Source organism: Streptomyces sp. SID11385 (assembly GCF_010548245.1).
GTDB lineage: Bacteria > Actinomycetota > Actinomycetes > Streptomycetales > Streptomycetaceae > Streptomyces.
This window is the reverse complement of the sequence record NZ_JAAGLR010000291.1, coordinates 1-4,401: the sequence shown is the minus strand read 5'-3', so window position 1 is coordinate 4,401 and position 4,401 is coordinate 1. Positions and strand designations below refer to the sequence as shown.

Below are 4,401 nucleotides of genomic sequence, written 5' to 3'. Positions count from 1 at the left end.
TCGGTTTCGCTCGTACGGGTGGTGGTCTCCGTCTCCTGCGCCTTCGCCGGTATGGCCGGGGCGGCCTGCTCGGCGGCGGTGTTCTCCGCGGTGGCGCTCTGCCCGGCGGGCGGGCCCGCGGGGCGCGAGGCGGCGCGGCGCCTGCGGCGCGGCGGCAACGTGTCGCCGGGCGAGGAGGGAGTGTCGTCGTGGGTCCCGGAAGTGCCGGGTTCCTTCGGCTCAAGCATTGCGGGGGTGTCTCCCGTCGTGCTCCCGGGCGCCGCGCCGTTTACCGGTGACGCGGGCGGCTCGCGCTGGACGCGCGGTGGCCGCCGGACCGGAGGGCGCGGGCGCCGCTCAGGAGCTTGTTCGTGTCTGTCTCGCCGGTTCCGGCCGCGGGTGCGGCGGCCTGGCGAAAGTCTTGTGGTCGGGTGCCCCGCCAGGTCCCGGTGGATTCCGGGTACGGAGGCGGTGCGGTGCGACGGCCGGTCAGGAGGCTTCCCGTCCTTCCCGGGGCCGGGGCCGCAGGTGTGGAGGCTCCTCCCAGCCGGGGGCTGGGGCAGGGCCGTGCCAGGTGCTGCGGGCCCGCCGGGGTGGGCGGGAGACTCCCTACGCGGTGCCTTCCTCGGCGGGCGTCGTCGCGGTGGCGGAGCCGGCGCTCACGGTGGCTGCCGTGGCTGGCGGTGCCGCCTCGCGGTCGGGCGCGAGCGGGTCGGTGACCGTGCCGGACTCCTCATCGAGCGGCCCCTGCGCCAGCCTGGTCACCGCTGCGGGGACCGGCGGCGCCAGTTCGGCCACGGCTCGGAGGCCGGACAGGACGTCGTCAGGACGTACGGCGGGTGTCAGGTGCCGTACTACCAGGCGCAGTATCGCACAAGGACGCCCGGTCGGCTCGTCGGCCCGCTGTTCGGCGAGGCCGAGGCGGACGACGGCGGCGCGGGCGTCGAAGGTGCGTACGCCGTTCTTGGTGAGGCGTTCCACCTCCACCGTGCTCCGTGCCATGAACTTCTCGGCGGCGAGCGCGGCGGTCTCGGGGGCGACCTGGTCGAGTCGCAGGTCCCACACGCTGGCCTGGAGGCGCTCGGTGAGGTGCGGGGTGCGGGCCTCGACCGCGTCGACGATGTCGAGCCCGGTGGGCAGCGACTCGTCGAGCAGTTGACGCAGGCGTTCCGGATCGCGGGACGCGGCGAGGCCGATCTCCAGGTACTCGGCCTCGCTGCCGGTGCCGGTGGGTGCGGCGTTGGCGTACGACACGCGCGGGTGGGGTGTGAAGCCCGCGGAGTAGGCCATGGGTACCTCGGCGCGGCGCAGCGCGCGCTCGAAGGCGCGCTGGAAGTCGCGGTGGCTGGTGAACCGGAGGCGCCCGCGCTTGGTGTACCGCAGCCGGATGCGCTGCGTGACCGGCGCCGGAGGGGGGCCTTCGGGCTGTCGCTTGCCCAGGGGAGTCAGTCCTTAGAGAGTGCGGTGGTCCTTCTCTCTAGAGTACGTGCCGCACGGAGCGGAGGTTCCCCCGGCAAAGATCCAGCCCATCCCGGCAAAAATCCAGCCCCTCTGGGGGTCCCCCCGGCCGAAGGCTGGGGGAGTTTGAGGAGCGGGGTCCGGGGCGGAGCCCCGACAAGGGCCCGCCCCGGCGAAAGGCCGAGCTACTTCCCCGCCACCGACAGCGGCAGAAGCTTTCGCCCCGTCGGCCCGATCTGGATCTCGGTCTGCATCGAAGGACACACCCCGCAGTCGAAGCACGGCGTCCACCGGCAGTCCTCGACCTCCGTCTCGTCGAGCGCGTCCTGCCAGTCCTCCCACAGCCAGTCCTTGTCGAGACCGGAGTCGAGGTGGTCCCAGGGCAGGACCTCCTCGTAGGAGCGCTCGCGCGTCGTGTACCAGTCCACGTCCACGCCGAAGGCGGGCAGGGTCTTCTCGGCGCAGGCCATCCAGCGGTCGTACGAGAAGTACTCGCGCCAGCCGTCGAAGCGCCCGCCGTCCTCGTACACCGCGCGGATGACCGCGCCCACGCGGCGGTCGCCGCGCGAGAGGAGGCCCTCGACGATGCCGGGCTTGCCGTCGTGGTAGCGGAAGCCGATGGAGCGGCCGTACTTCTTGTCGCCGCGGATCTTGTCGCGGAGCTTCGCGAGGCGCGCGTCGGTGTCCTCGGGCGAGAGCTGCGGGGCCCACTGGAAGGGGGTGTGCGGCTTGGGCACGAAACCGCCGATGGAGACGGTCGCGCGGATGTCGCTGCGCCCCGAGGCGGCGCGGCCCTCGGCGATGACGCGGGTCGCCATGTCGGCGATCTGGAGGACGTCCTCGTCGGTCTCGGTGGGGAGCCCGCACATGAAGTAGAGCTTCACCTGCCGCCAGCCGTTGCCGTAGGCGGTGGAGACCGTGCGGATGAGGTCTTCCTCGCTGACCATCTTGTTGATGACCTTGCGCATGCGCTCGCTGCCGCCCTCGGGGGCGAAGGTGAGGCCGGAGCGGCGCCCGTTGCGGGTCAGCTCGTTGGCGAGGTCGACGTTGAAGGCGTCGACGCGGGTCGAGGGGAGCGAGAGGCCGATCTTCTCCTCCTCGTACCGGTCGGCGAGGCCCTTGGCGACGTCGCCGATCTCGGAGTGGTCGGCGGAGGAGAGCGAGAGGAGGCCGACCTCCTCGAAGCCGGTGGCGCGCAGGCCCTTCTCGACCATGTCGCCGATGCCGGTGATGGAGCGCTCGCGCACGGGGCGGGTGATCATCCCGGCCTGGCAGAAGCGGCAGCCGCGCGTGCAGCCGCGGAAGATCTCCACGGACATGCGCTCGTGGACGGTCTCGGCGAGCGGGACGAGCGGCTGCTTGGGGTAGGGCCACTCGTCGAGGTCCATGACGGTGTGCTTGGAGACGCGCCACGGGACGCCGGAGCGGTTGGGGACGGTGCGGGCGATGCGGCCGTCGGGAAGGTACTCGACGTCGTAGAAGCGCGGTACGTAGACGCCGCCCGTCTTCGCGAGCCGCAGCAGCACCTCGTCCCGGCCGCCGGGCATCCCCTCGGCCTTCCAGGCCCGTACGACGTCGGTGATCTCCAGGACGGCCTGCTCGCCGTCGCCGATCACGGCGCAGTCGATGAAGTCGGCGACGGGCTCGGGGTTGAAGGCGGCGTGGCCGCCCGCGACGACGAGCGGGTGCGCCACGGTGCGGTCGGCGGCCTCCAGCGGGATGCCCGCGAGGTCGAGCGCGGCGAGCATGTTCGTATAGCCCAGCTCGGTGGAGAAGCTGAGGCCGAAGAGGTCGAAGGCGCCGACGGGGCGGTGGCTGTCGACGGTGAACTGCGGGACCTCGTGCTCCCGCATGAGCTTCTCCAGGTCGGGCCACACGCTGTACGTGCGCTCGGCGAGGACGCCGTCGCGCTCGTTCAGGACCTCGTAGAGGATCATGACGCCCTGGTTGGGCAGCCCGACCTCGTACGCGTCGGGGTACATGAGCGCCCAGCGCACCTCGCACTCCTCCCACGGCTTCACCGTGGAGTTCAGCTCACCGCCGACGTACTGGATGGGCTTCTGCACGTGCGGAAGCAGGGCTTCGAGCTGGGGGAAGACCGATGCTGCGGACTCGACGGGCATCTCGCTGACCTTGTGACGTCGGGAGCTGGGCGCGATCCGGGGAGGGATCACGAACTCTCAGCGTAACCGCCCCCGGCCCGACCCCCGCGCCCGCACGAGGACCGCCGCCCCGGGAACCCCGGCCCTGCCCCACCCGTTGGGCCCACCGGGGGCCCACGCGACCCTTAGGGGAAAACCCTGAGACCTGCTCCCCTCACTCCCCCGCCCGCAACCGCTCCACCTCCTCCTCATAGGCCCGCGCCCGCGCCTCCTCCCTCCCGTACAGCAGGCCCCACGTGAAGCCCGCCTCGCCCGCCGTCTGGGCGTGGGTGGCGAGGCGGAGGAGCGCGGCGCGCGCCTCGACGCCGTCGTGGTGGTGGCCGAGGAGCGAGGTGAGCGCCTTGGCCTCGCGGGTGAGGCGCTTGGCGGGCTTGCCGAGGACGGGCCGCGCGGACTCGGCCGCGTACCGCAGCCGCTTCGTCTTCTTGCGCGCCTCGTGCAGCGCGACGTCGCGCGCGGGGCCGTGCGGGAGCGCGAAGGCTTGCGCGAGGAGCCGCCGTGACCTGCGGCGTTCCTTCTTGATCGCCTTGCGGAAGTGCTGCGGCGCGGGTCGCACCGCGGCACGCGTCAGGGGCGGTGCGGCGAGCAGGTTCGCCCAGTCGTCGAGGAGCGCGCGGCAGCGGGGGTCGTCGAGCGCGGCGAGCGCCGTGGCGCGGCTCGTCTCGCCCGCGCGGACCGCCCACGTGGTGAGCCGGGCCTCGGCGGGCCCGAGCAGGAGCGGTGCTTCGACGTCGCCGAGCAGTCCGCGCAGCCGCTTCTCCAGGACCTCACGGTCGCGGTCGGTGCCGAGTGCGCCCGCGAG

Annotated in this window: 4 protein-coding genes; all 4 read right to left on the bottom strand. The window is 72.9% G+C overall.

The annotated features are described in order from the left end of the window. On the bottom strand, window positions 1–227 hold a 227-nt coding region (locus G3I42_RS08975; protein ID WP_164284086.1), incomplete at its 3' end, for a hypothetical protein. A gap of 361 nt (window positions 228–588) precedes the next feature. Beyond that, window positions 589–1,419: a TIGR03936 family radical SAM-associated protein gene (locus tag G3I42_RS08970; RefSeq protein WP_343244494.1), complete on the bottom strand. Its 831-nt coding sequence runs from the start codon at window positions 1,417–1,419 to the stop codon at window positions 589–591. Between the two features lie 203 nt (window positions 1,420–1,622). Then, complete coding sequence (locus G3I42_RS08965; protein ID WP_164284088.1) at window positions 1,623–3,560, bottom strand: TIGR03960 family B12-binding radical SAM protein; 1,938 nt, start codon at window positions 3,558–3,560, stop codon at window positions 1,623–1,625. 193 nt (window positions 3,561–3,753) lie between these two features. Further along, on the bottom strand, window positions 3,754–4,401 hold a 648-nt coding region (locus tag G3I42_RS08960), incomplete at its 5' end, for a CHAD domain-containing protein (protein WP_164284083.1).

Excerpts from the sequence above, each read along its gene's own strand:
- G3I42_RS08965 (WP_164284088.1), bottom strand. The coding sequence starts at position 3,560 with ATGCCCGTCGAGTCCGCAGCATCGGTCTTCCCCCAGCTCGAAGCCCTG.